Annotated in this window: 25 protein-coding genes; 4 read left to right on the forward strand and 21 right to left on the reverse strand. The window is 44.6% G+C overall.

The window, feature by feature from the left end; all coding sequences use genetic code 11:
• The first annotated feature begins 186 nt into the window (after positions 1-186).
• Positions 187-762, forward strand: a complete 576-nt coding sequence (locus MSG38_RS06655; protein ID WP_017059167.1) for a nucleoside triphosphate pyrophosphohydrolase family protein — start codon at positions 187-189, stop codon at positions 760-762.
• 118 nt (positions 763-880) lie between these two features.
• Here MSG38_RS06655 and MSG38_RS06660 read toward each other — a convergent pair whose 3' ends face one another.
• The 5 genes from MSG38_RS06660 to gntH all read right to left on the reverse strand — a co-directional run bounded on the left by MSG38_RS06660 (position 881) and on the right by gntH (position 4962).
• Positions 881-1369, reverse strand: coding sequence for a GNAT family N-acetyltransferase (locus tag MSG38_RS06660; RefSeq protein WP_017068284.1), 489 nt, complete (start codon positions 1367-1369; stop codon positions 881-883).
• Between the two features lie 287 nt (positions 1370-1656).
• Entirely contained in the window at positions 1657-1836 is a 180-nt protein-coding gene (locus MSG38_RS06665; RefSeq protein WP_017095358.1) for a hypothetical protein, read from the reverse strand.
• A gap of 170 nt (positions 1837-2006) precedes the next feature.
• Positions 2007-2516 carry a hypothetical protein gene (locus tag MSG38_RS06670; protein WP_248401339.1) on the reverse strand — a complete coding sequence of 170 codons (510 nt, stop codon included), beginning with the start codon at positions 2514-2516 and terminating at the stop codon, positions 2007-2009.
• Between the two features lie 179 nt (positions 2517-2695).
• Complete coding sequence (locus tag MSG38_RS06675) at positions 2696-3211, reverse strand: hypothetical protein (protein ID WP_248401340.1); 516 nt, start codon at positions 3209-3211, stop codon at positions 2696-2698.
• Positions 3212-3336: 125 nt separating this feature from the next.
• Positions 3337-4962 (reverse strand): guanitoxin biosynthesis MBL fold metallo-hydrolase GntH, encoded by a 1626-nt coding sequence (gntH, locus tag MSG38_RS06680; RefSeq protein WP_086970082.1) that lies wholly within the window; start codon positions 4960-4962, stop codon positions 3337-3339.
• Between the two features lie 193 nt (positions 4963-5155).
• On the opposite strand from gntH, the gene MSG38_RS06685 reads away from it, so the two are divergent.
• The 3 genes from MSG38_RS06685 (at position 5156) to MSG38_RS06695 (ending at position 7106) form a co-directional block, all read left to right on the forward strand.
• Positions 5156-5995 carry a LysR family transcriptional regulator gene (locus MSG38_RS06685; RefSeq protein WP_017078016.1) on the forward strand — a complete coding sequence of 280 codons (840 nt, stop codon included), beginning with the start codon at positions 5156-5158 and terminating at the stop codon, positions 5993-5995.
• 98 nt (positions 5996-6093) lie between these two features.
• Positions 6094-6813, forward strand: a complete 720-nt coding sequence (locus tag MSG38_RS06690; RefSeq protein WP_248401341.1) for a hypothetical protein — start codon at positions 6094-6096, stop codon at positions 6811-6813.
• A 59-nt stretch (positions 6814-6872) separates the two neighbouring features.
• Positions 6873-7106, forward strand: coding sequence for a hypothetical protein (locus tag MSG38_RS06695; RefSeq protein WP_248401342.1), 234 nt, complete (start codon positions 6873-6875; stop codon positions 7104-7106).
• A 111-nt stretch (positions 7107-7217) separates the two neighbouring features.
• Here MSG38_RS06695 and cydX read toward each other — a convergent pair whose 3' ends face one another.
• From cydX to cobT, 16 genes are all read right to left on the reverse strand, one after another.
• The gene (cydX, locus tag MSG38_RS06700) at positions 7218-7319 is read right to left on the reverse strand and encodes a cytochrome bd-I oxidase subunit CydX (RefSeq protein ID WP_017083482.1); all 102 of its coding nucleotides are present in this window, start codon (positions 7317-7319) and stop codon (positions 7218-7220) included.
• A gap of 10 nt (positions 7320-7329) precedes the next feature.
• Positions 7330-8466: a cytochrome d ubiquinol oxidase subunit II gene (gene cydB / locus MSG38_RS06705; RefSeq protein ID WP_248401343.1), complete on the reverse strand. Its 1137-nt coding sequence runs from the start codon at positions 8464-8466 to the stop codon at positions 7330-7332.
• Between the two features lie 12 nt (positions 8467-8478).
• A complete protein-coding gene (locus MSG38_RS06710) occupies positions 8479-10065 on the reverse strand; it encodes a cytochrome ubiquinol oxidase subunit I (RefSeq protein ID WP_004734905.1) in 1587 nt (528 codons plus the stop codon).
• A 142-nt stretch (positions 10066-10207) separates the two neighbouring features.
• A complete protein-coding gene (locus MSG38_RS06715) occupies positions 10208-11638 on the reverse strand; it encodes a PLP-dependent aminotransferase family protein (RefSeq protein WP_248401344.1) in 1431 nt (476 codons plus the stop codon).
• A gap of 123 nt (positions 11639-11761) precedes the next feature.
• Positions 11762-12319, reverse strand: a complete 558-nt coding sequence (locus MSG38_RS06720; RefSeq protein WP_050650043.1) for an MAPEG family protein — start codon at positions 12317-12319, stop codon at positions 11762-11764.
• 195 nt (positions 12320-12514) lie between these two features.
• Positions 12515-13963 carry a lytic polysaccharide monooxygenase gene (locus tag MSG38_RS06725; protein WP_248401483.1) on the reverse strand — a complete coding sequence of 483 codons (1449 nt, stop codon included), beginning with the start codon at positions 13961-13963 and terminating at the stop codon, positions 12515-12517.
• A 389-nt stretch (positions 13964-14352) separates the two neighbouring features.
• Entirely contained in the window at positions 14353-15798 is a 1446-nt protein-coding gene (gene gbpA / locus MSG38_RS06730) for an N-acetylglucosamine-binding protein GbpA (protein ID WP_248401345.1), read from the reverse strand.
• A gap of 461 nt (positions 15799-16259) precedes the next feature.
• Positions 16260-16619 carry a DUF6559 family protein gene (locus MSG38_RS06735; RefSeq protein WP_017066163.1) on the reverse strand — a complete coding sequence of 120 codons (360 nt, stop codon included), beginning with the start codon at positions 16617-16619 and terminating at the stop codon, positions 16260-16262.
• 58 nt (positions 16620-16677) lie between these two features.
• Complete coding sequence (btuD, locus tag MSG38_RS06740) at positions 16678-17436, reverse strand: vitamin B12 ABC transporter ATP-binding protein BtuD (protein ID WP_248401346.1); 759 nt, start codon at positions 17434-17436, stop codon at positions 16678-16680.
• Positions 17423-18418, reverse strand: coding sequence for a vitamin B12 ABC transporter permease BtuC (gene btuC / locus MSG38_RS06745; RefSeq protein ID WP_248401347.1), 996 nt, complete (start codon positions 18416-18418; stop codon positions 17423-17425). Before btuC ends, btuD begins: the two co-directional genes overlap by 14 nt.
• Positions 18419-18551: 133 nt before the next feature.
• Complete coding sequence (locus MSG38_RS06750) at positions 18552-19580, reverse strand: succinylglutamate desuccinylase (RefSeq protein WP_248401348.1); 1029 nt, start codon at positions 19578-19580, stop codon at positions 18552-18554.
• Between the two features lie 268 nt (positions 19581-19848).
• Positions 19849-21645 (reverse strand): M3 family oligoendopeptidase, encoded by a 1797-nt coding sequence (locus tag MSG38_RS06755; RefSeq protein ID WP_248401349.1) that lies wholly within the window; start codon positions 21643-21645, stop codon positions 19849-19851.
• A 127-nt stretch (positions 21646-21772) separates the two neighbouring features.
• Positions 21773-22390: an alpha-ribazole phosphatase family protein gene (cobC, locus tag MSG38_RS06760; protein ID WP_248401350.1), complete on the reverse strand. Its 618-nt coding sequence runs from the start codon at positions 22388-22390 to the stop codon at positions 21773-21775.
• A 9-nt stretch (positions 22391-22399) separates the two neighbouring features.
• A complete protein-coding gene (cobU, locus tag MSG38_RS06765; protein WP_248401351.1) occupies positions 22400-23002 on the reverse strand; it encodes a bifunctional adenosylcobinamide kinase/adenosylcobinamide-phosphate guanylyltransferase in 603 nt (200 codons plus the stop codon).
• Positions 23003-23011: 9 nt separating this feature from the next.
• The gene (locus MSG38_RS06770; RefSeq protein ID WP_248401352.1) at positions 23012-23818 is read right to left on the reverse strand and encodes an adenosylcobinamide-GDP ribazoletransferase; all 807 of its coding nucleotides are present in this window, start codon (positions 23816-23818) and stop codon (positions 23012-23014) included.
• Entirely contained in the window at positions 23818-24864 is a 1047-nt protein-coding gene (gene cobT / locus MSG38_RS06775) for a nicotinate-nucleotide--dimethylbenzimidazole phosphoribosyltransferase (protein ID WP_248401353.1), read from the reverse strand. The genes MSG38_RS06770 and cobT overlap by 1 nt, the downstream gene beginning before the upstream one ends.
• Positions 24865-24888: the final 24 nt, after the last annotated feature.

The raw sequence follows: 24888 nt of genomic DNA on the forward strand, positions 1-24888 counted from the left end.
AATGGCAACATAAATATTTGGTATATTAAGAAGAGTAAAGTGTAAAAAAACATAATAATCAATTAGTTTGTATGCAAAATACCTCATTGGTCCAATGAATAAAAGTCGACTTCTTCGACTTTGCGTTAGCACCCTATTCCTAGCTTTGGTAAAATAATCGATTAACGAAACAGAATGGATAGGAAAATGAACCTTTCTCAACTAAGCCAAGAAATCTACGATCACCTTTACCGCGACATTGAAGAGTTCCGCAGTACTTTTGATCTGCCTGTTGCTGCTCCTGAAACAATGGACGAAAAAGGCGATACGCTACATACCTCTCTAGCGATCGAAGAACTAACAGAACTTGCAGAAGCTGACTCTAAAATCGAACAAGCGGACGCTATTGTAGACAGCGTTTATGTTTTGATGGGACGTCTGGTTCACCTTGGCCAAGCTAAGGTTGAAGACAATCTAGCAATCAGCTACCTGATCGACCTACTGTTGAATGTTTCTAAAAACCGCTCAATTGACTTTCTGCCTTGCTGGGACGAAGTACACTCAAGCAACATGAGCAAAGTGTGTCGTAACGAAACAGAATACGCAGAAACTGAAGCTTTCTATGCTGAACAAAACATCAAGTTGATGGCGGTTCAAAAAGGTGAATACATCATTGCTAAGTGTGCGGAAGATTTCGTATCTGAAGGCAAGACGGTTCGCCAAGGTAAAGTACTAAAATCAGTACACTACCGTCCTGCGAACCTTGAGCCACTAACGGCTTAACTAAGTTTACGACTGAACTAAGGTTAAGCTGGTTATCTAAACCGACCAGCGCACCAAAATAGCAAACGCCACGTTTAAATAACGTGGCGTTTTATTATCTTTCAATCGAACCTTAGCTCTATACCAGTCGAGCCATATGATAAGCCGCTACATATTCGCCATTTCTGAAAGCGAACCCTGCGGACTCTCCTTCAATCACGAAACCAAACTTCTTATACAGACTGATCGCTCTTTCATTATCGGTGTACACCGTTAACTCCATTCGCTTGATGTTAATCCAGTTATCACACAAGTCGATTGCTGTTGCGAGCAGTTGGCTACCGACACCTTTGCCTAACACATCGTCTTTAACACCCATACCAAATGAAGCCACATGTCGTCTTCTTGGGTTCACACACACTTCCATTCCCAAGTTGCCAACAATCTCATCGTCGATCATCGCGACATACGAGTACACGTTGTCAGGCATATTAGAGATTCGTTTTTGCCAGCTTTCCAGAGATGGATTTGGGAGTTGCAGCGTACCGGTATAAGCATTAGTGCATTCGTAAACTTCTTTTATTCCCTTTGCATCTGACGGTTCAGACCGTCTCACTATAATACTCATCGCAACTCCTACTATTTTCATCGCTAAATATGAAACACATCCTTAATTTGCACCTAGACACACTATCAAATAGTAAATATTTAACAATAGGTTAGATGAAATTGTTTCAAATTAAGGAATTAGCAAGTGTAGGGAAACAGTATTTTGACGAAGGCGTATTAATAATATGCTTTTACTTGTAGTGGCTAACGGAAAGTTTCCGATGGAGAGAGTAAAGACTAGGTTATTATGTTGATGTGATATGGACACAAAGGTATGTGCCCATATTGTTTAACTAGCTCTCTTGATTAATCACGCTCACATTGAACTTGCATGACTTTAAGGTCTGTTGCATTTAGCTTCTCAGCTAGCGCTGCGCCTTCTTCATTACATTGCTCAAGAGTCGTAAATTGGGTGTTAACTTCCATTTCTGCTGTGCTATCAGCGCCACCCATCATTAGACTTAGAATCAGTGTTAGTTCGTACATAAAATAATCCTCTTTCGAGCTTTCAAAGCAACCATTCGAATAAGATAAAGTGACTAGAATCCGCCCTAATTCACTTGTTTCGTTTGAGATAATTCTAGTCATTCGCTCGATTCGAGTCTTACCATTTTGTGCCAAGAGGTAACAAAGTAAGTACGCTTATTTTATTGGGCTTAGTTGATACTGAGTAAACGCCCTCTCTCAATATCTTGCTCAAGCACCTCTGGCGCTAAATCGCCAACTTCATGGTGGTCATGATTATGGTGATGGCCATGATCGTGGCTGTGGGAATGACCTTGATGTTCATTTGCTCTTTGAGCTAACTTGTCTGAATCCAAATAGGTATCAGTCAAATCAGCACAATAATCTTCAGTCCATAAACGTCGAGCCTCATCATCACTCATGATTTGCTCGGCTTTAGGGCCCAACTTGTCCATGTAGAACATCCCTAACTCCTCTCCTTCCACATTGGCGTGGTTGATAAGGTTCATGAAAGCAGGTTCTTGGTTTTCATCAGAGAGATGACCATTTTTGTAACACACAGTTAGACCAATAATGTCATCACCAAGTTGTTCTAGTGCAGGGTTGAAATGATTGTGACTGTGATTATGTTCAACAGCGGCTACAAGCATTGGAGTAAGTAAAACACATGCGATAGCCAGTAGTTTAATAGTGTTATTCATGGATAGACCTTCTAAATTTGAGAGAACAATTTGATTAGTTGCTTGGCTTAGCTTTTAGTGAGATGAACGGATGGGAACGTCAGGACTATTTCAGCCTGAGCCCGTCTCTCATCTCACTACAAATAATCAATATGATTGGATAACGAGGCTCGATATAAAGAGCGTTCTGTAGACAAAAATCACTTATCAACCACGATTCTTGCTGGCGCGATGGTGTAAGCCATCTGCTTCATCTCCCATTGCCCCTTGGCTTCCAAGGCAACCGCCAATGCTTGCGCCTCTTCACATACCTTCGCTGGTTTTCCGTCAGCCCAGTATGATGGGCCCGAGGTGTAGCCGCACATCACTGAAAACGTGTGTTGCCCATTCTTTGTGGTGTATTCCGTCATAATGCCTCCACCTTCACCGTGCGTTATTTTTAGCGAGCCTTCATCGGCAACATGCATTGCATCGGAAGGGTTCGGTTTAACATACGTTGTGTAGGTGCCGCCATCTGACATGTATTGGTTGTCATACATGGTGTAGCCTTCTTTTTCTGAAGGTAAGGTCAGTTCGTAGTTGGGATCAATGTCCGCTAAACGTTCTGAGTTATTCGTCGCACCAGGTTGATAGTTGTGGGCATTTGATTGCCCGTTAGCGAAAACAGAACCTGCCACTAAAGATAGAATGACGACCGCTAAAATTGATTTTTTCATAATGAACTCCAGATATTCTAAGCAAAGATGTTGCTAGCAATGATTTTTATGGTTGAGTAATAGAATGGGGTTGTTTACCTAAGTTTTTAGGATGTGAGGGCACATCAGCCCTCACTACAAATACCCTATTTGTTGTCGGTTCCTGCTCCTTCACCGGGCTCAGTTGGACGACTTACCGACTTGCGCTCAAGGTTGTGGTGAGCACGCACTCTATCCATGTATTCTTGCTTGGTGTTCATACCTTGCTTCATTGCTTCTGGTACTTGTTCAGCTGGGATCACGATGTCACGGTCGACTGGCCATTCAGTTAAAAGCTCTGGGTGGTAGCCTTCTGGGTAGTACAGTTTTGGATCCAACTCTAAATCACGAATCTCTTGTTCTTGTATGTCTTCACGGCTGTTTTTCGGTAATGGAATCCTAAAATCAGACCCATCGGCCATATCAAATTGTGGCGCTCTCGCATTCGGGAAATCAGGTAAAATACCTTCACGAACCCACGCGTTATCTTTAGTCATGTTAACGACAATGCCATCTGGTGCGCCGAAGTGGTAAGGCCCTTGCCAATGGTGGCGAACCTCTGCAACGGTTTCCTCATTGAGATATGGGTCGAATGTCATGTGCGTTGTCATGAACAAGCGAGGTTGTACTTCATTGGCCACATAACCCGCCGCGTACGCTGGTGTATGGTGAGTATCAACGGTGTAACGTGCTAAGAATGGCGGCACACCTTGAATAATCGAAGACACACCAAACGTTTCGGTTTGCAATTCAGTAATGAACAAGTCTGCACCTTTTGCGTATTTCAAATCCAACTCAGTTGGGCGACCGTCTCCTGTCCAAACAAATGAAAGCACTCGACCATCATCTTGAGTCCAATTCAAGCGGTAACCAGACGCACCATCTTTTGCGTGACTGCGTCGCCAGTGAATCACTTCCACATTGTCTTGGTCATAGATAACGCCACCGTCGTCGCGGAAATCAAACTCGTGTACCACTATGTCGTTGCCTGATGGGAACACATCAAATGCATCGGTGTGCCAGTTCAACATTTGCTGCATGCCTTCAATCATATGACGAGTGCCATATTCTGGAGTCGCACCACTCGGGCCATAAATGTTAAGCGGCTTTTCCCAGCGACCATTCCAACCACCAAATTGATACAGGTAAGGTAATGATCCGTAGTGATCTACGTGTAAGTGAGTAATGAAGATATGGTCGAGTTCATTCATCGCGACACCCGCCGCTACGTAGTTCGCAATTGATCCTTCACCTAAATCAAAGACAAAGTTAGAGCCGTTACCCAATTCGACGTATATCGAGGTGTTTGCCTGCCCCGGGCGAATCATTGGTGATGTCCCCATGAACGTGACGCGCATTTCATCCGGTTGAACTTCTTCAGTGCGTGGGAACCAGTTGGCGCCAGACACCATGTGATCGCCATAAGGTGCAATGCCCTCAAACATCAGGCCTTCTTTCCAACCTGAATTGGTTTCTTTGCGATAGTCACCATTGTTTACACCGCCCATTAACACAGAGAGCACCTCTTCTTCTGAAGAGTACAAGTTCCCCTTAGGTTGACTGCTCAGATACTCTTCAAGGGTTTCACCCTCGTGATATTCAAATTTCTCGAGTTTTTGAATATCAGAGTTAGTCTGCTTGGTGTTGTATTGCATCATTGGGTCAGCAGCAAAAGCGGTTGTCGTGATGATCATTGCTGTAGAGATGATTGATAATTTTGCGAAAGTTCTCATAGTTTCACCTATCGGTCTGAGTATTTAGTAAATGAATGAAGTTCCTTCCTCACTCCGATGCAAACAAGTTTATTAATAAACAGAACCTTGATATATAGTGTAAACTTTACTTAAAACCTCCATTTCATTTATGAGTTAATAGTGACTCCACAATGATTTGAATGAGTGGCAATAAGAATAGAGGGAACTGAATTTGGACCTTAATCTACTGACGACATTTTTGGCCGTTTACAAACACAGCTCTATCACCGTGGCATCAGAGCAGCTCGATATTTCTCAACCCGCGGTAAGCGCGGCTATTAAGAGACTCGAAGGTGTCGTGGGCAAGGCTTTATTTGTGAGAGAAGGACGAGGTATCGCGCCCACTGGAGCAGCGGTATCACTCGCTAATAAGATAGAAGACCCATTGAACATCATTGGAACGGTTGAGCAGCAAAAGAATGACCTTAAAGTCTATTGCACAGAGAGCTTGCTTCATTTCGTTAGCCAGGTTGAAGGCGTAAGCTTTACGGAAGCGCCGCTCGAAGAGGAAGAACTGTTTGATGCGCTTACTGCACAAAAAGTGGATATCGTCATTGATGTACTTTCGAGTAAGAAACACTCATTGATTGAAGAAACCATCGTCGATGAGGAGCCCGTGTGTCTGACTCGAATCAACCACCCTCGAATTGGTGAGACACTGAGTAAAGAGGAGTATTTCCAAGAGGAACATATTGCACTCAAGATCAAACGCGCCAACATGAACACGGTCGAGTTTTTATCAGAGAGCGATATCGAGCCGAGAAAAGTCAGAATTGAAACCAGCTCAATTTCAAGCATGCTGATTTTGGCAAGCACGACAGATTACATCGCCGCTTCTACTCGCTCTTTTGCAGAAATGCTCGCACCAGCGCTTGGCTTACGCGTTCACCCTATCCCTATCAAATTAAAACCGCTCACGTTTCGAATGCTCTATCACCGCCGTTATGCTAACGACGAGCAACACATCAAAACCCGTGAAGCAATCAAGTCAGCATTAAGAAAACATAAATGAAACTGAGGTTTTAACTAAAGTTAACCCTATTAATATAAATTCAGTTTAATCACATACTCTCCAGCAAGTTAATTCAATAGAACGACACTGGAGAATCCATGAAAAAGCTTAACCTTATTGCTCTACCACTTACGTTACTCAGCAGCGCAGCGTTTGCGACTTCGACTCAAGTTTACATCGAACAAAACGTTGCCTCTAATGCTGCTGATAACGGTGTCTACACCACAGAAGCTGGCGCATTAATCGATACCTCAGAAAATGGACAAGTCTATATAGGTTTTGATGACCAAGGTTGGTTAGCAGCGGGTTACGGCCACGACTTTCACATCAGCGAGTCCTTCACGTTCAACCTATACGGTGAACTCGGTAAATGGGACAACGGTGAAGAGTTATTAATCGAAGGTATTATTGATTATCAAGTAAACGACAACTTCAATGTATTCAGTGGATTGGGATATAACCAGTCAGGGCAAGTACTCGAGAATGTAAGCGATACCACGATCAACACCAATAAGTTCATCGCCGGTGCGGGGTACTCACTCGCCGGTTGGGATTTAGCTTACCAATACACTCACGAAAACAGTGATGGATCCAATGGCGGGTTTACCCACAACGATGACAACGTTATCTTTCATCAAGGCGACTATCGTACCAATGAACACGAAGTCGTTCTCTCTAAGAGCATCGACGACTGGACACCCTACGTGAAATACACCTATTTCAACACCAACGAAGGTGACCTTTACTTAGACGGTAAGTCGATGGGCCCGATCGACAACGACAGCATCATCACACTTGGTTTGTCTTACGACTTCTAAACATCTCAGATTCAATTCTCATAGGCAGATGGATTTGCCCACCTTTCGAGGGCACTACTATGAAAATGACTCTTCAACGTAACAAAGTCATTAATATCGCTGCAGCGATCAGTATCGTTTTGTTTTCTGCGATTCCCACCTACGCAAGTGCTGATCACTTAGATTTCCATTATCTAGAGCCGAGTTATCTAGAAACCGGCTATCTAGACTCTTCCTTCGTCGAATTCATGACACCAGATTTTGATCAGAGGTATCTTAACGATGAGATTAAAGAAAACCTTATTCTGGAATAATTCGTCAACACATTACAAAACTAACAGACCAGAAACTCACGCTTCTGGTCTTCTTATATAGCTCTTGTTTTCTATATAACTCTTATCTTCTTACAGAGCTTTGCTCAGCGATTAAGACTCCGTTTCTGAGTCACTTTTCTCTAGGCTGATAACATTCAAAACTGCAAATGCAGAGGCTAGGAATAAGCCCAATATCCAAACAAAATACCACATGAGAAACTCCTTAATACAGTGAGTGGCCATTACGTTCGACATACTCACTATCGAGTCGTCCAAACATGGTTCGATAACTGAACGCGGTATAACACAGAATGATAGGTACCATCACAAACGCCACGCCTGTCATGATGTTCAAGGTCAGTTCGCTCGATGTTGAATCCCACAGCGTTAGGCTATTACTCGGGTTAACGCTAGACGGGATAATGAACGGGAACATCGAGAAACCCGCCGTTAAGATGATGCAAGCATTAGTCAGGCTTGAACTTATAAAAGCAATCGCATCCCATTTCAACCTTGCGCCAATCAAAGCCAGCAATGGAATGGTCACGCTGCCGATCGGTGCAAACCACATCCAAGGGTACGTATCGAAGTTGGTTAACCAAGCGCCTGTTTGTGTGATGACTTCTTTGTTCAAAGGGTTCGAAGCCGAGCTATGATCCATCGCACTGACTATCACATAGCCATCACTATGGTTAATCGCCATACAGCCAACCACCATAAGGAACGCAACAAGTACCGCACTCGCCTGCGTCACCCTTCTTGCCTTTTTGTACACTGCATCTGTGGTTTTCATCATCAACCAAGCACTGCCTTGTAACAGCGCCATCAACAACCCGACTAGACCACACAAAAGCGCAAATGGGTTAATCAAATCGATAAACGAACCATGGTACTCAACCATCAATAAGCTATTAAGCGTAAAAGGTAAGCCTTGCATCAAATTGCCAAACGCCACCCCAAACAAGATAGGCGGGAAGAAGCCTGAGAACGAGATTGCTAAATCACATACTTGTCGCCACTGATCGCTGTCGATCTTTGCTCGATACTCAAGCGCCAAAGGACGTAACCACAGTGAGATAAGCACCACATACATAGCTACATAAAGGCTTGAAAACGATGTCGCATAAACAAGAGGCCAAGCCGCAAACAACGCACCACCTGCGGTAATTAACCACACTTGGTTGCCGTCCCAATGGGGCGCGATGGAGTTAATCATGACTCGTCTTTCAACGTTCGTTTTACCAATAAACGGTAACAACGCCCCCACTCCCATATCAAAACCATCGGTGATCATAAAACCAATCAGCAGTACACCAATCAGAACCCACCAAATTAAACGCAATGTGTCATATTCGAACATGAGTCAGTCACCTTATTGTTGAACTTGTTGTGCCAATTTGGCTTCAAGTGAAGTTGTATTTTGTTCATAGTGATAGCGACCCGTTTTTAAACTGCTTGGGCCTTTTTTAGCAACGGTAATCATCAAGTAACTTTCAACAATGATGAATACGGTATATAGGCTGATAATGAGAGCAAGAGACGTAAGCAGATTTTCAACGGTTTGAGAAGAAGCCGCGACCGTCACAGGAAGGATTTCACCTACTGCCCAAGGCTGACGGCCGTATTCCGCAACAAACCAGCCAGCTTCAATGGCAATCCAAGGTAATGGAATCGACCATAGCGCCGCTTTCAGTAACCAAGGCTTTTGCGTAATGTTTTTACGGTAGGTTTGCAGGAAGGCAGCACCAAACACAAACAACATAATGAAACCACAGCCCACCATGATTCGGAATGACCAAAAAAGTGGCCAGACAGTTGGAATGGAATCATCTGCCGCTTGTTGGATTTGCTGTTCAGTCGCATCGGTTACGGTATCGGTGTAACGCTTAAGTAATAAGCCATAGCCGAGATCGTGCTTGGTTTGATCAAAGGCTTGTTCCGTCTCATAAGAGGTGTCGCCAGCTCGTAAACGCTCTAGCAATTCATAAGCGATGATTCCGTTGCGAATGCGGACGAGGTGTTGGTCGCGTAGGTCATGAAGGCCAGTGACTTGCTCATCCAGAGATCGCGTTGCAATAATTCCCATCACATAAGGGATTTTTACCGCGAAGTCGGTTTTGCCTTCTTCTTGGTTGGGTAATCCGAACAAGGTAAACGCCGCAGGTGCAGGTTCTGTGTGCCATTCCGCTTCAATAGCCGCGAGTTTCACTTTTTGAACATCACCCAGTTCATAACCCGACTCATCACCTAATACGATCACCGAGATAATAGAAGCAATACCAAACGAAGCTGCGACAGCAAACGAACGTTTTGCAAAAGCAACGTCACGACCTTTAAGTAAGTAGTAAGAGCTCACGCCAAGGATAAACATTGAGCCACAGGTATACGCTGAGGCCACGGTATGCAGGAATTTAACTTGAGCGACAGGGTTGAGCACCACTTCTGCAAAGCTGGTCATTTCCATACGCATGGTTTGGTAGTTGAACTCTGAACCAATCGGGTTTTGCATCCAACCATTGGCAACCAAAATCCACAATGCAGAGAAGCTTGAGCCCAACGCCACCAGCCAAGTCACTACAAGGTGTTGGCGTTTAGATAACCTTTCCCAGCCGAAGAAGAATAATCCAACAAAGGTGGATTCTAGGAAAAATGCGACAAGCGCTTCGATGGCTAAAGGTGCACCGAAAATATCGCCGACATAGTGAGAATAATAAGACCAGTTGGTGCCGAACTGGAACTCCATGGTTAAACCGGTCGTGACACCCAAGGCAAAGTTAATGCCGAACAGTTTGCCCCAGAAGCGAGTCATGTCTTGATAGATTTGTTTACCGGTGAGTACATAGATCGACTCCATGATCGCCAGTAAGCACGACATACCGATAGTCAGAGGGACGAAAAGAAAGTGGAACATAGCGGTTAGCGCAAACTGTAAACGCGACAATTCAACTACATCAAACATTTAAGCTCCAAACATCATAATGATGGCTTTCATATTAAGAATTGGAGCGTATTTCAGCACAGTTTTCACGAACCAAACTAGAACAGATTGGTTGATAAAAAACAGAACAGATTTACTTATTAGACGAACGACTGGTCAGAGTTTAGCTGCAACTATTGGCTTGCAATTCCATTGTCCGAATCAAGCCGCCGAGCGTTTGAATGGCTTCTGCTATTTTATCATCACAAGCATACGAACAGTTGATACGAATGTGGTGTGAGAACTTTTTATCACTGCTGAATATGATTCCCGGAGCGACAGAGATGTTTCGCTCAAGGGCTAGCTCATACAGCTTCTCAACACAAACAGAGTGAGGCAGCTCTATCCAAATGAAGTAACCACCTTGGCTTTTATGCACCATCGCACTTGAAGGTAAACTGGATTCTAAGAGTGCGATATGAGCTTTCTTCCTTTCATTCAAAAGTTTACGAAGCTTTTTAAGATGGTTGTCATAACTATAAAACGTAAGGTAGTGAGACAAACCGAGCTGAATAGGAATACTGCTGGAAAGAGTTGATAAGTGCTGTAACCGCTGAATCTTTAACGCTTGTTTACGTGCCACTACCCAACCAATTCGAAAGCCCGGTGACAATGATTTGGAAAACGAACCACAAAGCATGATCTGTTCGCCGGTGTCATAGGCTTTTGCAGGTAATGAGCTTTGGTTGCCGACATGAAGTTCTCGATACACATCGTCTTCAATCATCGGGATCTTATGTTGGTTCACCAACTCGGCCAATCGCTGCTTGTTTCCATCACTCATCGAATAGCCAACAGGGTTTTGCGATTCTGTCATGAACCAGCACGCTTTGATGTCCATTGAAGCGAACACCGATTCCAACACATCTAAATCAATCCCTATTGTCGGGTCTGTTGGAATCTCTACGGCAGTGAGGTTTAGTCTTTCAATAGTCTGTAACACGCCGTAAAACGCAGGGTACTCTATCGCGACTAAGTCACCCGGTTCGGTACAGGATTGTAGGCATAAATTAAGCGCCTCCATCGCCCCAGAGGTGATCACAATGTCGTCTGGCAGTACGTTCAAGCCTTGAACTTGATAGCGTTGGGCAATTTGTCTACGAAGTGTTTCACTTCCTGGAGGTAAATTGGTGAGCATACTGTTGTCGGGCATTTGGCGACTGGCATTAGCTAAACTGCGTGACAATGCTTGATGCGGAAACAAGGCGGGATCAGGGAATGCCGAGCTAAGTGGAATGATGCTAGGGTCTTTGGCTCGTTGAAGTACATCGTATAGCAGGTCACTGATTTTAACAGGATACGGCTTGATGGCTTTTTGTTGCGTGTGTTCTGAGGTGAATACATTTCTGCGCGGTAACACGAAATAGCCAGACTTAGGCTTTGAGCGCACATAGCCTTGGTCTTCAAGTTGCTGATAGGCTTGTAATACCGTCTCGATACTGAGTTTATAGCGCTTACAAGCATCTCTAATTGATGGGATCTTCTCACCACTCAACCAAATATTTTGCTCTATCTGATTCTTGATTGTATTGGCGAGTATCTGTGATTTTTTCATCAAAACGTCTTTCGTGTTCGAAGATAGTAAGCACGTCATGTTACAGGCAAAGGGATACTCCGCCCTAATCGAAATTCATTTGCCTTGGTTTAAAATCGGGCAGCACCTTAGAAAAACGTCTAACTAACTTAAGGCGAATACCAATTGAGTAACCACCAATACTAAGCACAGCACTACCGTTGAATAAAAGGTTAACGCAAAACCAAAAGCCCTTGCCGGAGCTCCATGACTGTAGCCTTTGAAAAAGAAGATACGCCCAATAAAAAACAACACTGAACACACGAGCCCCGCCGATAACCAAGCAAAAGGCATCAACAAACACCACGCGGTATAGACACCAAATGCGATGACCAGTTGCTCTAAGGTATTTTGAAGCAAGCTTTGCAGCATGATAGCTTGCTTCGTTCCAGACGTTAACCCACTGCCATCGATATCTTCTGGGCTGAAGAAGCGAAACTTGGCTAAGCGTCCAATAGAGACGATTAACATCAAGGTCGGTAGTATCAGAGACTGCCCTAAAACAGTCACCCTATCTTCTAGCAAACTGGTTTGAGCGTGATTGAGAGGGTCTAAAACGATGGCTGCCAAGATTGCAACAATCGCGCTTAGCATAGCCCACGCCATTCCCTTAAAGACTCCAACTTGCTTACTGGTTAGCTCCATAAAACCCTCGTCATCCATCCAACAGATTTACTCATTATTAACTATCAACCAGTCGATATTTGTGACGCTCTCTTACTATATGAAAGGATAAAACCAATTGAAATCAAATCTATTTCGCTTATTAAGCCTTTCCAATAAAAAAGACACCACACTCGTCAAAAAGTGTGGTGCCTTGGTTATTCCTTTAAAGCTGATTAACTAACGATAGTTAAATTAGTTCGCTGGACGCCAAACGCCCCATTTGTCATTTTCGTAGGTCGCTTTAGGGTTTGTACCACCTTGAACCCACCATTGTGCTTTCCATGACTGGTTCGAGTAAGTCACGACTTCACCACCAAGGTAAGTTGTTGATGAGTCCCACGTGCCTGGATCAGGAGTCGGATCAGGATCCGGTGTTGGATCTGGGTCTGGTGTTACGCCACCGTCATCAGCAATTACTTCAAAAGTGAAGGTTTCAATACTGTCGCTTTCAATCGAGCTAGCCATAAACGATAGAGTTTCGTTTGCAGTGATGCCAGTGGTATCAACTACGATAGAAACCGTGCCGTTATTTTGAATGCTTACTGAAGAGCCTTGAGTTTGAGTCAATGTCGCCGCTTCACTTGTTGCAATCACAACCTTATCGCCAGCATTCACTACATTGTCACTCTTCACTAGCTCGTAGATGTCACCTTTCAATGGTTCAACACCACCGTCGCCACCATCAATCAACGTTAACTGACCTGAAGCACGGCTATCTTTTGAGTTGAAGAAGTTACGTGAAGGGTCGTTTTGGAAGTACATGTAGTGCTGCATTTCAACGTGCCAGTCACCAATGAAAATCGCGCCATCTTTAAACTCTTCGTGCCAACCATTGATTTCTGAAGCCAATAAACGAGCCCAATCGTTAACGTTTGAAGCGTCGATAACGATGTCGAAGCTGCGCGCTACTTCACCATACTTGTTGATGATGTCGTACTTAACTGTGTCACCAACTTCTGGCGTTCCAAATTGGTCTGAAACAAACAGATCACCACGCACTAGATCGGGCTCTGGACCCGGCTCTGGTGGAGGGGTTGTACCACCCGCGATAGTGATGTCTGAACAGTTGTAGAAGCCTTCGCCCGCAGCATCATTACGCTGCCAGCGAACGAATAGAATCGCATCGCCAGAGCGATCTGAAGGAATAGTGACATTAATGCGGTACTTGCCGCCATTAACCGGAACGTTACCCTCTTCTTGGATAAGATCTAAATCTCCCCACGCTAGGCCTTTGCTTAGGTCTGCGTTTGGTTTCGTTAGGTAGAACTCCCAGAAAGAAGGGTTGTGTGGCGCTGTTGCATTGAATACATATTCAAACGTACCAGTATTTAGCTCGGTACGAGTCCAACCAGTATGAGGCGCACCCATGCCGCGTTTTTGTGAATCATTGGCATAACATAACGTGCCGTCAGGAATCGCCGATTTTACAGCATTGATGTTATTGAAATCCTGAACATTTTTAGCGTATTCGTTACGTTGAACAAATGGGTATGAACCAGAAATGTCTTTTGCTTGAGCACACGCAGCATTAGGTGGTGTACCCGACCAAATCCCGCCTTGCTCGTAACACGTGTTCTGACGCGCACTTGGAAATTCAGACCAACCATGAGCATTTGCCACCGAAGGCACACTCGATAGCATAGCCATACCTACTGCTACTTTTAGAATATTATTATTTATTGTTGTCACTTTCCCACTCTCTATTATTTTACCCTGCACACAACATTAACTGGTCACTTACCAATCAAAATTGCACTTCGAGGGTTTATAGTTTTTGTTTGAAGAACAACGAAAAATATATACGTCAATTTTATCAATGACAGCGGGTTTTATATTGATAGGAATCAGAATCACACAACTCAAAGAAATGCGTTGTCGATAGATGATGTTGCTTCGAATTATTGGATCTCAGTATTCCGTCTTGATTGGCGCAACATTATTCAAAGTGAATAAAAAAGCGGCTTGATGATTAAGCCGCTTTTGCATGTAGAGATTTAATATACAGCTAAGTGAGTTCGATTAACTCGTAATTAATCTAACTTTTTCCATTGTTGCTCAACCCAATTTGGATCTGCTGCCACGCCTGGAAGGTACGCTTCATTGTTACATTCTGATGCCCATGGGCCGTAACATTGATAAACACCTTCGCCTTCAAATAAAACGACGTCGCCATCAACATAGTTACCAAAGCCTTCTGGGTAGACATAATCATGTGCAGGTGGTGGCGCATCGGCATCAACTAAATGGAAATCCATCATTTGTTGGCCTACCAATTTACCTTCGCTGTTTTTGACACTCACTACCAACATATGATGAGCAGCCTCTGATTTAGACAAAGGTAATGATACCGATTCTGACGAGTTATCTTCAACCTCCCCACTCCAGTATGCTAAAGACTCTCGAGCATGGTTATACACGGTGAGTTCAGCTTGGGCATCGCCCTCGGCTATCAATGATAGATCGAGAACGGTTGGCTCTTCTCCGATCACGTATTCTGGTTCCAGACCTTCAACCGTCAGTGACGTATCGGGTTCTGGCACTTCAACATCGTAACCTATTTCCACACGCTGGATACCGCTGTCAGAATTCACATATATTGGGTTCACACCGTAAATAGGAGCAAAACCATTCTCACTCAACACGCCAGACTTAATGTTATTGCGATCTTCATTAACTTTGGTTGCTAATGCCTTAGACCAGTTCTTTGGTTGGCCATCCTCACTATTCGCAATCTCGATACGAGTACTGAGCGATGAGTTTTCACCAGACCCATCAAACACGCGCGTATATACCGCGTCGCCTTCTTTCAAATTAATCGTAGGAATTATCTGACCTGCTTTTTCCCAATCCGGAAGTTGAGAATCATCGCCATCAAACACCACATCAATCGCGTTATAGAAAGCCTTGTCGGTGTCGCCCACATCCCACACAGCCAAAATCACGTGATAGCCTTCTCTCTCTGGCACGTTACACGTGTGAGTCGCCGTGTTCTGTGTCATCTCTCCATGGGCATCAACTTCACAAAAGGGATTTAAGTCAAACTCTGAGCGAGTTAATGGTGAATTTTGGTCCCAACCTTCTTTCGTAATGTAATATTTAAAACCAGCCGCAATATGGTTGGCTCTAAATGTCCATTCAAATTCTTGAGAGCCCGCTTCTATTGGGCGTTTCTGCCAGCGCTCTGAAGTTTGTTCATCTAGATTTCTTGCGATTGATATTTCAGCACTGGCAATATAGCCGTCAGCAGGTCCACCTTCTGGGAAGCCGTCAAAGCCTTCCACACTTTGTGGCTCATACTGTATGTCGCCACAGTCCATGTTCTTCGCCTGACCTTCAGAATCTTCTAAGTGACACAAAGCGACACGACTTATGATGTTGCCATCATCGTTCAGCGATATAAATCCATGTGCCATAGCACCACCACAAGCCACAGACAAAGCGATGGCTAAAGCCGTTTTCTCTATTCCGATTCTCATAACATTTCCACTTAAAGACGTCATATTTCCCATTAACAAGACAAAATGATCTTCGCTTGTTTACCTATCCACTTGTTTGATTGAGTAAGCACCTCAATTTGCTATTAACCGTTACTTGGCTCGAACATTAATAAAGCAAATGCATATCAATCAATTTGAGCATGGTCGAGGAAGGTAGGATTATTTAATCAATAAGGCTGATTGATATTCATCAAAGGTAATACGAAGGGGAAATTATCTTATACATCTGAAGACTATGAAGTTTATTCAATAAATAGAGCAAGGGAACAGGCTAAGAACCTGAGAGACTAGAGGTGAGAAACGTATGAACGGGCTGTTCAGGATATCGCATTGACGCGAAAGTAGAGGGTTTGTTGTCAAAATAACGGTTTTGACGAGTCACATTAGATAAAGGTGCTTTGATGCAAAGTTGATTTAAATAGAGGGAGCTTGGTAGAGCTTTAATAGCGGCTATGCATGCCCATGCGATGTGACATGTCGTCGTCCATACGACCGCCCTTCCAACCGCCGCCACCCAATAGATTAAGTACATCTCGCGCTGTGTAGTCTTCTCCGCCGAAGAAGTCATTAGACACATCATTACGCAGCAACTGAATAGTTGGAGCTAATTCAACAGCAAGATCTTGTGGATCCGCAAACAAGGCTAAAGCAATCTGTTGTTGGCGTTTACTCAACTCACGAGAACTTGTTTCAACCTGTCCAATAGAGAAGAAATCACGGCTTCCATAGCTCTTTACCATCTTTGCTGACAAAGACTTAATCACCTTTTTGATTCTTCTTCTTTGGATGTATCTAAACATATTTGCTTCCTTTACTAACTCGCCTTAAACCCAATGAGCAGCTTAACCAATTAGTCTTTTAACCAAACAAAAGATAGGTCTGATTGTCGACTGAGATACTTTTGACTTCGGTGTTAAACACGGACTCTAGCTGCTCAGGGGTAAGCACTTGATCAGCTGTGCCTGATGCTTGAAGTACGCCTTTATCAAGCAGCAACACTTGGTCGGCGTGTCTCAGGGTTCTGTTCAAATCATGGTTTGCCATGATCACTGCAATGCCCTTCTCTGCCACTCGTTCAATGAGCTTGTACAACAAGGCTTCTTGAGCAATATCCAGTGGAGCTGCGGGTTCGTCGAGGATCAGCAGCTTCGCGTAGGGGTTAAGTGTCGGCCAAATTTGCAGACACATGCCCGCCAAACGAACGCGTTGCCATTCACCACCAGACAGTGTCTGAATTGAACGATGAAGTTTGTCTGCAATGTCTAGCATCTGGCTAATTTCTTCCAAAGCTGCGTTGATTTCAGCCTCAAGGCCATGCGATGAACTTGGCAATGACAACGCAAGGTATTGGAATACTTCCAAGTTGAAGGCTGGCCTTGCGCTTTGGCATAAATAAGCACGATGTAATGATAAATCTTGTAGCGACAGTTGTGACAAATCCTGCCCGTCGAACTTTATATCACCTTTATAGCCATCACCAATGCCAGATATCGCTTCGAGTAAGGTACTTTTACCGCTGCCATTCGGGCCGATAACATGAGTCACCTGCCCTTGCTTGAGCTCAAATGATAGTGGTAATAAACGAGCGCCGACGCTCAGGCTCTTAATTTGAATCATGATTTTTAATTAACATCCAAATGAAGATAGGCGCACCAATACTGGTGGTCATCACACCCAAAGGCAGCTCTGCGGAATCTAATAAGGTTCTTGCACAGATATCAGCAAATACAAGCAATGCAGCACCAGCAACGGCAGACAAAGGAAGCAGATATTTGTTATCAGTACCAATCGCTAAACGCAATAAGTGTGGCACAACCAAGCCAACAAAGCTGATCACGCCACCTAAGGCAACCGCGCAGCCGACTAAAATTGAGACAGCAAAGATTAAACGCCAACGTAATCTCGAAACATTCACGCCTAACTGTGCGGCATGCGTTTCGCCTATCATCAGTTTGTCTAGTTTGCTGCCTTGCAAACACAACCAGATAATAACGGGGATCATCACTAAAGTGAGCGAGTGTTGATACCAAGTCACGCCACCTAAGCTGCCCATCAGCCAATACATCAATAGGCGTAGGCTTAAGTCATCACTAAAATAGAACGCCCATGTCACCATCGCACCAGAAAGAATGCCTAACGCGACACCCACCAGCAGTAATTTAGCCGTGGTGAGTCGCATCGTTTTTACCATGCTCACCAGTATCACGGTGAAACAGAGCGAGCCTAAAACGGCGGCAATCATGAACACTTCTGGAGTCGGAGCAAACGGCAAGAAGAACAGCACGATAACCATCGCCAAACTTGCGCCACCAGAAATGCCGAGCACACCTGGCTCCGCTAATACGTTACCCAATAACACTTGTAAGCTTGCACCAGATACAGCTAACCCAGCCCCGATCGCAATCGCTGCTAATAATCGAGGTAAGCGTAAATCAATCAGTAGTTTTTGTTCTAACGTGGACAATGTGCCCAGAGGGGAAATGAAAAGATCGCCAACCATTAGGTAAATCGCACTCAGCGCGACAAGCAGTGCTGCCATCAGATAAATGGCTCGGGTCCATTTGCGCTGTTTTTGGTGAAGAAGTTGTTGGAAATCCATATCAAGCTACTTTGAAATTGTTCGCGTAACCTTACCTGTATCCCTAAATAAACTCAAGGCTCACACCGTAATGTGAACCTTGATATTTCAACCAGTTGAGCGGTTGTTTTCGTTGCTTTAACCCGGCTCGGTATTAATCGTACACAAGCTGACCGTGGTCGAATCGTGTTTCAACTTCGCACACCATTAAGGCCGCTCGTTGACCGATAGCCACGTTACGATTTGGGAATACCACTGCTTCGTTTTCATTCTTCGCCATCAATGGCTTATCACCATCATGACCAAACACTTCACCGTGCTTAAACGCCGTAAAGTTCTCAACGTCATCAGAGAACATGAAATCAAAGTCATCGTGCAATCGAACAATGGTTCGGCTTACGCGATATGTAATGGTTTTCTTCGGCAAATGCTCTGGTTCTATTTCAGCAATCAGATTGCGCATTGCCAAATCGAAAGCAGTTAGCTTATCAAGTTGGTTCTCACCAATTCTTGCTACCTGCCCTAACTCCATTGTCAGTGCTTGCGCTTCGAAGTTTTCGGCGCTGTACCAACTGAAAGTGCTCGTTGGCGCATTCGATAACAACACAGCTTCAACGTGAGCACTGTTAATGAAGTCGAACAAAGCTTTGCTGCGAACTTCGTGGCGAACCTTAGGGCTTACGGCGAAAGAGTAATGCTTAGACAAACGGATCGCACAGTGCAGATCTAAGTGCCAACGAGTGGCAGGTACCGTTTCTTTGTAAAACTCAGTCACCAAGTACTTAAGGTTCTTCGCGATATCCACTTCTCGGTTGCTTTCGTGCTGTTTTTCATCAAACAGACGGTTCATATTCACATCAAGAAAACGAGTATGCGCGTTGGTTGCTTCCGGGTGAGCAATGATGAATAAACATCTTGCTGTCACTACTTGGAAGCCTGTTTCAATATCCTCAATGAGCTTATCAATCAGCTCCATTGGTGAAGTTTCGTCGCCATGAACACCTGTTGAAAAGATGATATTCTTGGTTTCAGAATTGTACTCTGCGGGAATCACTTCCAATACACCGCGTTGATGAAGCTTAATTTGAACACCGTTACTCAGTACGGTCTGTCCTGCAACCATTTCTTGCTCAAGATCTAGGCTGTCAAAAAGAAATGATTGGCGAAAGAGGGTCTTCGTCATGCGCTACTCCTTAATTGCACGGCCGTATGTTAATAAATTGTACATAGAAATTGTGTTGCTAGGATCGCACTTATCAATAGAAACTCCGTTATCACTCACAAATACTACCCATATATTTTTGTATTACCTGCTGATTTTACTAACCGACATCTGTTCCAAATAACTTTCTCTATTTAGAGCAGCTTTTGGTTGTCTCAGGTCATCTCAGCAAGATAAGAGCCACGTAAGCTAACACAGCTCTTACCTGCCATGAACAGATTGAGATCAATTAATCTTCCTGATCGAGCAATCTTTCAAATTCATCGATTTGAACTTTGACCATGTCGATGCTTTGTTGCCAAAAATCCGCTTGAGTCAGATCCATACCAAGGTGCTTTTGAACGACTTCTTCCGCCATCATGCTGCCTGTATCACGAAGCAACGACACGTAATCGCCGTAAAATTGCTCGCCTTTCGCATCTCGCTGAGCATAAACACCTTTACTGAATAGGTAACCAAACAAGTATGGGTAGTTGTAGAAGCTTACTTGAGAGATGCTGAAGTGCAGCTTGCTCGCCCAGAAGTAAGGGTCGGCTTCGGTCATTGCATCGCCGTACCACTCTTTCCAAGTCGTTTCCATCAAGTCACACAGCTGCTGAGCCGTTAGCTCACCTTTTTCACGCTGCTCGTAGAAAGCTTTTTCAAACTCAAAACGCACAGGAATGTTCACCATTAATGCCAAAGAAGAAGAAAGCTCTTCCCATAGCATTTCAAGTTTCTCATTGCGTGTTTTTGCTTGCTTCAATAGATGGTCACGAACGATGTTTTCAGCAAAGATCGAAGCCGTTTCTGCTAGCGTCATTGGGTAGCGTGTTTGACACAACGGCATGTCTTTCATCACCCAGTTGTGGAACGCGTGGCCTAGTTCGTGCGCCAATGTCATTAAATCTGAGCGGCTACCGCTCCATGTCATAAACACAAGCGGTGTGCGTGTCGCAGCAAACTTGGTGCAGTACGCACCTAAACGTTTGTTCGCAGCTGGAGCTGCATCAATCCAACCGTTCTCAACCATCAAAGCGACGAAATCAGCCATCTCTGGATTTACTTCAGCGAACGCAGTTTTGATCACTTCGATCGCTTCATCAAATGGGTAGATCTTAGATTCAGCGTCACCGAGTGGTGGCATTGCTGCTAAATGATTCCAAGGCTTCATTTCATCTAAACCGTGAACTCTTGCCATCAACAAACCCGCTTTCTGGCCAACCGTTCGATTAGCTTTCGCAACAGACATCATGGTGTCTAGCGTTTCAGGTATAATGCGGCTGCCGTGTAGGCTTGGATCAAGGAAATGCACATCGCTAATTTTCGAGCGCTTTTTGTTTTCTGTCAGTCGCCAACCCGCCAATGCATTTAGAATCGAAGCAAACGACTCTTGATGCGTTTTCATTGCGCCTTGAACCGCGCGCCATGCCGGCTCTTGTTTGTCGAATTCGCTGCCGTACAACAGGCTCGCGGCTTGTGAAAAGCCTAGGGCTTCCTCTTCACCGTCCAGCTCTAGCGACAGTTTTAAAGATCCCGTTAGGTTATCGTATAAACGACCCCATCCATCACGGCCATCGACCTTCATCGCCGCTAACAACTGCTCTTCAGCAACACTGAGTCGGCTACTTGATAGCTTACGAGAGCTTTCAATCGCAAAGCGCTGCCCTGCTACATCTGCGCTGTCATGCTCTAATACTGCGTCAATAAATTCTGGTTCTGCGTGAATTAGCGTGTCTTCGTAAGGGCTGAACGCTTGAGACATTTCAGAGTTCAGCTTCGCGACACGTCCAAGCAGTGCTTTGGCTTCTGTGTGTGTCGCGTCGACCGATGCGTGACAATTAGCGAAGGTATTGATCGTGCTTAGTAGCGTGCCTGCCGCTTCTGAAGTCTGAATCGCGTTTTGCATCGCTAAAATGATGTGACGCTTTTCAACGTGTAGGTTCAACAGCTCAATGCACTGCTGAATGAGTTCGATGTCCTGTTCGATTTTTGCATCATTAAGATCGCTATAAGCAATGCTTAGATCCCAACTTGGTGTTGTCATGACTAAATTCCTTTCACGTAGGTAGTAATACCAATCAGGTATAGCGGCTGTGAACGTCGCTTTATATTTCGATTTCTGTTTACAGTTCTAAAAGATTGTTAATTCTTAAACTGTGTTTTTTGAACACTCAGAGAACAGGTAGCCCTATCGATTTAACGCTAATAAAGCTCTGCGCAAACTGAGTGATTTGAATATGCGTTATCGATGCGTTTTCTATCGATAACTTCGAGTACAAACTCGGGTTTTTCCAATCAATATCAAGGCAGTGCGCTAACAATATGCGAATCACACCACCATGAGTAACCAACAATATATTGTCACTTGGATCGTTCAGAAGTTGCGACCAAGCTTGAGTTACTCTGTCGTGGAAGCCCTGTAAACTTTCTGCACCAGTTAATTGATGATTAGCAGGATCTTGCCAAAAGGTTTCTAACATTCCCCACTTGTCTTCAAGTTCATCAAATGGGACACCATCAACTTCACCGAAGTTCATTTCCTGAAAGCCCGATGCCAAAGACAAAGGCACTGACATACGCTCTGCATACAGGTTTGCTAGATCAGCGCATCGTTTTAGTGGCGAGGTGACCACGCTATCGAAGGTAATGTCTTGTGTAGTTAGTGCCTCACATATCTGTTCTTGAAGATCAGGGTTGACCAGCACATCAGATAAACCATTGAGCGCAGCTTTTCCTTCGACTTTGCCATGTCTTAACAAATAGATGTTTTTAGTTGTTCCATTAACCATGTGTGCGACCTAGTCTTGAATATCAAGCAAGTGATTAGATGGTTTTAAGTGCAACGGCAATCCGGCAGCAACCAGCGTGACGCGCTCAACGACGCGAGCTAGCGCTTGGTTCATTCGTCCTGCATTGTCCACAAACAAGCGAGACACTTTACCCAGCGGTACCACACCTAAGCCGACTTCATTAGACACCATTATAATTTGTGCCGGGCTTTGCTCGACGCTTTTGACCAATACTTCAACCAAGGCTTCAACCTGTTCATTGGTTGCGTCATCACCCAGTTCAAAGATGATGTTGTTCAGCCACAAGGTTAGGCAATCAATCAATACCACATCTTCTTTCTCAAAAGACTGCAGTTTTTCGGCTAATTCAACGGGTACTTCATGCTCAATCCATTGCTCGCTACGACGTTGTTGATGGTGCGCGATTCGTTCTCGCATTTCATCATCAAGATATGTCGCTGTCGCAATATAATTGAGGCGTCCATTTGAACATGCTTCAAGCGCACATAATGCTTGTTGCTCTGCAAAACTCGACTTGCCAGAACGAGCGCCGCCCAATACCAGATGGCTGTTTCGCTGTCTTGCTTGATTAGTTTGATTGGTGTTGGTCATAGGAAACCGTTATAGAAAGTCATTGTAAAATGCAGTAATGAATACAAGGTAAGTCAGCAACTCCATTAACTGTTGAGCCGCCCCCAAGCAGTCGCCAGTAAAGCCACCAATACGAGCCATTAACCACTTTTTGAACCCGGTTCTGAACAGATAGGCGAAGACAGATAAAACCAAAGCGAATTCAAGACCAAACCACAGGCTAGGCAGCACGCCTACCAGCAATAAGAAGACAAGTTCGCCTTTGGTTTGCTTGTTGGCCAATGGTTTACTTTTACTGGTATCTAAATCGCTGACGTAAGGCATGTCATAAATAAGTGACGCAGCAATCGCACGGCTAAAGGTATAACTGGTCACGATGACCATAAACAGAGCCGTCATGTTGACCAGCTCATCCAACAACACCCACTTGCCAAGCAAAGCCATAACCAGTGCAGACGCGCCATAAGTACCGATTCGACTGTCTTTCATGATGGTCAAGCGGCGTTCTAGAGTCATGCCGCCACCAATGCCATCCGCCATATCAGTCAAACCATCTTCATGGAATGCACCAGTGAGCATCAGGCTAAAACTCATCATCAAGAAGATCGCCACTGCACTCGGAAGTACCGTATCAAGTAGCAAAAACACACCGCCACATAGAACACCTAGTAACAAACCAACCAGTGAAAAGTAACGCCCAGAACGGTTCATTCGCTCCGATGAATAGGGCGTATTCTTCGGCATTGGTAAGCGAGAAAAGAAGCCCATCGCTAGCGCAAACAGCTCCCACTGATAAGTAACTCGATCTTTCAAAGATCTTTCTGGCGTATCACTCATTAAACCGTGACTCCAGCACTTTCAAAGCTCGCCATGTTGTTATAAAACTCGGCTGCCGTACGAATAATTGGCATAGCTAGCGCAGCACCTGTGCCCTCGCCTAATCTCAATCCAAGATCGAGCAGTGGCTCAGCGTCTAGCAGCTCTAACAGAATTTTGTGCCCCGACTCTTCAGAGCGATGTGCAAAGATCATATAGTCACGGCAACTCGGTTCAATTAAAGTCGCGACATACGCCGCAACCGACACGATAAAACCATCGACTAATACTGGTGTTCTGTTTTGGTAAGCGCCAAGGAAACCACCCACCATTTGAACGATTTCATAGCCACCGACTTGTGCTAGTACCTCTTTAATACCTTTAACTTCTTTAAGCTCTAAACCTTTGCAACGCGCAACACCTTGCTCAACCACAGCCACTTTACGTGCAAGCTGTTCATTGTTGATGCCAGTGCCTAGGCCAACACACTCCGCTGCAGCACGATTCGCTAATGCACTTAAAATCGCTGATGCGCTGCTGGTATTTCCGATACCCATTTCACCAAACATGATGATATTGGTGCCATTCGAAATGGTTCTAGCTACAAGCTCGGTACCCAGTTCAATCCCGCGTTCCACCGTTTCTAAACTCATTGCCGCTTCGTTGGCAAAATTATTGGTTCGCGTACCCAAGCGCTGAGAGATCAACATGTCACTGTCTGATTCCACAGGCAACAATATCCCCGTGTCGACTACAGTGATCTCGATGTTATTCACCGCACAGAAGCAATTGATCGCCGCGCCACCGCTTAAGAAGTTCAACACCATCTGTTGTGTGACGGCACTTGGAGCAATACTCACACCTTCATCTGCGATGCCATGGTCGCCAGCAAAAATGATGATACTTGGCTTATTCAATTCGATGTGTTCAACCGCAGTTTCTTTGCCTTGGCTCTGAATCAATGCCAGTTGATGTGCGACTTTTTCGAGTAAACCAAGGGCACCGAGTGGCTTGGTTTTTTGGTCAATTCGGTGTTGGATGTACTGCGAGTATTGGGTATCTAACATAGTTTTTAAAAACGCTTATTCTGG

This window comes from Vibrio sp. 1CM24A, from assembly GCF_023161725.1.
Classification (GTDB): Bacteria; Pseudomonadota; Gammaproteobacteria; order Enterobacterales; family Vibrionaceae; genus Vibrio; species Vibrio coralliirubri.